Annotated in this window: 5 protein-coding genes; 1 reads left to right on the plus strand and 4 read right to left on the minus strand. The window is 40.0% G+C overall.

Annotation, left to right across the window (positions count from 1 at the left end):
* Window positions 1-94 precede the first annotated feature (94 nt).
* On the minus strand, window positions 95-1,027 hold the full coding sequence (gene mdh, locus H5072_RS11545) for a malate dehydrogenase (RefSeq protein ID WP_002957751.1): 933 nt from the start codon (window positions 1,025-1,027) through the stop codon (window positions 95-97).
* A gap of 225 nt (window positions 1,028-1,252) precedes the next feature.
* Between mdh and argR the strand changes: the two genes are divergently transcribed.
* Window positions 1,253-1,720: a transcriptional regulator ArgR gene (argR, locus tag H5072_RS11550; protein WP_002957753.1), complete on the plus strand. Its 468-nt coding sequence runs from the start codon at window positions 1,253-1,255 to the stop codon at window positions 1,718-1,720.
* A 7-nt stretch (window positions 1,721-1,727) separates the two neighbouring features.
* Here argR and H5072_RS11555 read toward each other — a convergent pair whose 3' ends face one another.
* The 3 genes from H5072_RS11555 to H5072_RS11565 form a co-directional block, all read right to left on the minus strand.
* The gene (locus H5072_RS11555) at window positions 1,728-2,627 is read right to left on the minus strand and encodes a Dyp-type peroxidase (protein WP_182693601.1); all 900 of its coding nucleotides are present in this window, start codon (window positions 2,625-2,627) and stop codon (window positions 1,728-1,730) included.
* Between the two features lie 48 nt (window positions 2,628-2,675).
* Window positions 2,676-3,725: an ABC transporter ATP-binding protein gene (locus tag H5072_RS11560; protein ID WP_024604545.1), complete on the minus strand. Its 1,050-nt coding sequence runs from the start codon at window positions 3,723-3,725 to the stop codon at window positions 2,676-2,678.
* Window positions 3,726-5,063: iron ABC transporter permease (locus H5072_RS11565; RefSeq protein WP_182693602.1), on the minus strand; the 1,338-nt coding region annotated here is incomplete at its 5' end.

Below are 5,063 nucleotides of genomic sequence, written 5' to 3' on the forward strand. Positions count from 1 at the left end.
TATACATCGTAATATTTGCCTTGCTAACGAGCTATTTATCCATCGTAATAACTGCTCATTTATTTAATGCAATTGGTATCGCTCAAACTGGCTATTACGCCATGAAATCAACACCTTCTTTGATGTCTTTTTTCAGAGTTTCAAGCATGTCATTTTTTGCTTTTGTTTCAAATGCGCTTAGTTCGCCGTAAGAAAGAATTTCTTCTACGCCGTTTTTACCTAAACGTACTGGATGTGCAAAGTACTCTGCATCGCCATTTTCAACAGCAACGTAAGCGTAATCTACAACTTCTTCACCTTGTAGGCCTTTAACTAAAGACATACAAAAACGAGCTGCAGCAGCACCCATAGATAGCGTAGCTGAACCACCGCCTGCTTTAGCATTTACAACTTCAGTACCCGCATTTTGGATACGTGGAGTAAGTGCAGCAACTTCTTCATCAGTGAAAGAAACACCTTCAACTTGAGAAAGTAGAGGCAGAATAGTTGTGCCTGAGTGACCACCAATTACTGGTACTTTTACAGTTGCTACGTCTACGCCTTTAAGTTCAGCAACAAATGCTTCTGAACGAATAACGTCAAGCGTAGTAATACCGAATACGCGTTTAGCGTCGTAAGTACCTGCTTTTTTGAATACTTCAGCAACAATTGGAACTGTGCCATTTACTGGGTTAGTAATAATACCTACTAACGCTTTAGGACAGCTGGCAACAATGCCTTCTGCTAACGTTTTGATGATGCCAGCATTTACATTGAATAAATCAGCACGATCCATACCTGGTTTACGCGGCATACCCGCTGGGATAAGAACGATGTCAGAGCCTTCAAGCGCTTTATTTAAATCGTCTGCGCCAAAGCCTGCAACTTTAACATCTGTTGGGATGTGAGAAAGGTCAACCGCAACACCTGGTACTACTGGTGCAACATCATAAAGTGATAATTCAGAGCCAGCTGGTAAGCCTGTTTTTAATAATAAAGACAACGCTTGGCCGATACCGCCTGCAGCACCTAATACAGCAACTTTCATTGGAATTCTCCGTAATTTGAGGTAGGAAACATTTGTGGCTCTTAAGATAATGAAATTAGCGACTAAAAACAAATTTATCCTGTCTATTTCAAGTATATTTTCGACCATAGTCGTAAACTTATGTGATTTAACGCATCAAACTGGCAAGTTAACTAAACAACTGCTGCATAATTATTCATTTTTGTGTAGAATTTGCGGCATAAATAACAAAAACGAATAAAGACTATGCAACCACAAGATAAACAAGAAGCACTGGTAAAAGCATTTAAATCACTATTAAAAGAAGAAAATTTTGGCTCTCAAGGCGAAATAGTTGATGCGTTAAAAGATCAAGGTTTTGACAATATAAGTCAGAGTAAAGTTTCACGCATGTTAAGTAAATTTGGCGCTGTACGCACACGCAATGCCAAACAAGAAATGGTTTACTGCTTACCTGCTGAAATGGGTGTACCTACGGCTAAAAGCCCATTACGCCAATTAGTAATCGACATTATGCACAACGAAATGATGATCATCATTCGTACCAGCCCAGGTGCTGCTCAGCTTATTGCACGTTTATTAGATTCATTAGGTAAAGCAGATGGCGTACTAGGAACTATTGCCGGCGATGACACTATTTTTATCGCTCCTGCTAAAATATCTGAAATAGATGTAACACTTGAACGTGTTCGCATTTTATTTGATACGGTTTAATAGCAAATTAAATTTGTTTTAAAAACCCTATTGAAGGTGCAAAGAAAGCAGAGCCCATATCGGCTTGAGTAAAATCAAGCCAGTGGTCGTAGCAATCCCCTTCCCCTAAACGACTATTAAGTACTTTTTCAAATGCGGTGCCCGTACAAGCGCATGTAATTGATAACATTCCCTGCTCATACACGTCGCCATAAGGCATGCTTTGATTTAATAGTAGCGGTTGTCCCTCTTCGTCTTTTAGCTCACTTCGCGAAGCATGGCTGGTTTCGATCGCTGGGGTAATTAGCGTGTTATCAAGACGCGTACGTCCCATTATTTGCTCTTGCTCACTCAATGATAAATGCTGCCACATAGTTAAATCATGTTTATAACGCTGAACATGAATATAACTCCCCTGATCTTCAAAGCTACCAGGGTTGCTGATTAAAGCCGTAGCGCGCTTTTTTCTTCCATGTGCGGTGTCGCCACCATAAATAAAACCGTTAAAATCACGACCATCTAAAAAGCGAAAATTCCGAATTTGCTCCACCAGCTCTACATCGGGGGCAAATAATTTTAAAATTTGCAGCGCAAATAAATGGTTAACATCTTCACGGTCAGAGCGAATTTGTACAAATAAATCACACGGTTGTACGCTCATTTGGTGATCGCTATGGGTTATATTGGGAAAGCTCTGTAATTCGCTTGGAATGTATTCAGGGAGGATATGCGGCCAGTATTGCGCACCAATAGCAACCATACAAGAGAGCATTGATTCTGAAAATTGATCGCTAAACTCTTCTTCTATAGCGCTTACTTGTTTTAACTTTGCGCGAAGTGATTCGTCTTGACCATCAAACACATTAAAAAATAAGTGCAAACCGTGTAAGTTTGCTTCAGCACAAATCCCTGATTGCGCTTGCGCCATTGTTATTCCTTAGTTTTACAGATAAAAACACAGCGAATAACAAATTAATTACGATTCGAAAAAATTCACCGTGTGAGGTTTTATTTTTATTATAACCTGATCATTATTTTCAAATGACTGGCCATATTGTGCAGCAACTTCAATTTCTTGTTCATCAATAACAAGCGAATAAACATACGCCGAACCAATAAAGCGACGACTTATGATTGTAGCTCGCTTGCTGAATTTGTCACTTTGGTTATCTGCCACTAATTCTATTTGATGAGGGCGCACATATATAAGCCCTGCACTTACATTATGCTTACTCTCAACATAAGATTCGACTAAACCAAATGGTGTTTTATATTCAGTTGCGGTTAACACTTCTGCGCTTAAGTATATGCCCTGACCCAGAAACTCTGCAACCTCCTTTGAACATGGAGCTGCAAAAAGCTGCTCAGGCGTGCCTTGTTGCTCAATTTTACCGCGATGCATAATGGCCAGTGTATCTGAAAAGGCAAATGCCTCTTCTTTTGAATGTGTAACAAATACAGCAGATACTTGAGTTGCCTTAATAATTCGACGTATATCAGCAATTAATTCAAAGCGTACTTGTGTGTCGATGTTTGAAAAAGGCTCATCAAGGAGTAATAAACTAGGTTTATAAGCTAATGCACGAGCGATAGCGACGCGTTGCTGTTGGCCACCCGATAACTGGTGTGGAAACCTGTCAGCACAGCCAATTAAATGTACAAGCTTAAGCATTTCATCAACGCGTTGCTGCTTTTGAGCTTTGCTCATATTACTAAGCCCGAATGCAATATTATTTGCCACCGTTAAATGCGGAAACAACGCATAATCTTGAAACATCATGCCGATGTTACGATGCTCAGGTGAGACAAAAGATTGCTCATCACTCACTAATTTACCGTCTATAAAAATAGACCCTTGCTTGGCTTCAATTAAACCTGCAATCGCCTTTAATGTGGTTGTTTTGCCGCATCCACTCGCCCCGAGTAGACAAACAATTTCATCTTTACCCACTGTTAAATCTAAATCGTGAATAACCTTTGTGCCGTTATAGTGATAGCTCACGCCTTGTAAAATTAAACTACTCATTTAACTACGCTGCTCCATAGAACGATTAATAAAATACAAAGGAATAAACCCAACGATAACAATAAATAATGCAGATATTGAAGCAAGCTCTAATTGCTCGTCGCTCACATACTGAAATACATGAGTAGCTAAGCTTTCAAAATTAAACGGTCTGAGCAATAGCGCAGCTGGCAACTCTTTCATACACTCAATAAATACCAATAAGGCAGCAGTGAGCAATCCTCTTCGCAGTAAAGGTAGGTGCACTAAACGCAGCGTTTGCCCTTGGCTTTTACCCATTGATTGGCTTGCCATATCAAGTGATGGACTAATACGTAAAAAACTCGACTCAATTGCTCCATGTGCAATGGCGTAAAACCTAACAATATAAGCAATAATAATAGTAAGAATGCTACCTGTAAGCAGTAAGCCAATGTCTAAGTTATACGGCTCGAGTGCTGTGTTAATAGTGTTCTCTAATAATGTAAGGGGTAACAAAACCGCAATAGCGAGTACAGTTCCTGGCAACGCATAACCTGTGCTTGCTAAACGACCAGGAATAAGCGGATACGCTTGCTTTGCAACACGCTGATAAAAAACCACAAAAACACTCAATGTAATGGTTATAACACTTACAACCCCTGCCACTTTTAAACTTTGCCAAGCGTAACTAAAAAACTCAACATCCCATGCTTTATCAAAGTAGGTAATGGCGTAATTTATAAGTACTGCAATAGGAATTACAAAAGCGATAAGTAAAATAAAGCTACAAAATGCCGTTGCGAGCCAAGCAGACTTTCCTTTTAATACATAGAGAGATTCGCTATTTACACTTGATTGTCGCTCAAATACCGCTTGGTTTCGGCGACTAAAACGCTCTGCCATTAATGCTAAAAATAACAGCAGTAACATCACACCCGATATTTTAGCGGCCGCTGTAAGTGAGTAATAACCAAACCACGTATCGTATACGGCGGTTGTTAATGTACTTACGGCAAAATAACTCACTGTTGCAAAGTCGGCCATGGTTTCCATACTAATAAGTGCAAGAGCCGCCACAATTGCCCCACGAGAGAGCACTAAACTGACTTTAAAAAAGCTTTGCCAAGGAGATAGCCCCATTAACTGGCTAGCTTGTACTAATTTGAATGACTGCTCGCGAAGGGCCGTTTTAAAAATTAAAAATAAATACGGGTAAAGCACCAAGGCAATCATAACGATGGCGCCGGGTAATGTACGTATATCAAAAAACCAATAGTCGCTAGGCGATTTCCAGCCAAACCATTCTCTCAGCGCTATTTGCACCGGGCCCGCATAATCTAATAAATCAGTGTATACATAGGCAATAATATAGGTGGG

The sequence above is a fragment of the Pseudoalteromonas sp. SR45-5 genome (assembly GCF_014163565.1).
GTDB classification, from domain to species: Bacteria; Pseudomonadota; Gammaproteobacteria; order Enterobacterales; family Alteromonadaceae; genus Pseudoalteromonas; species Pseudoalteromonas distincta.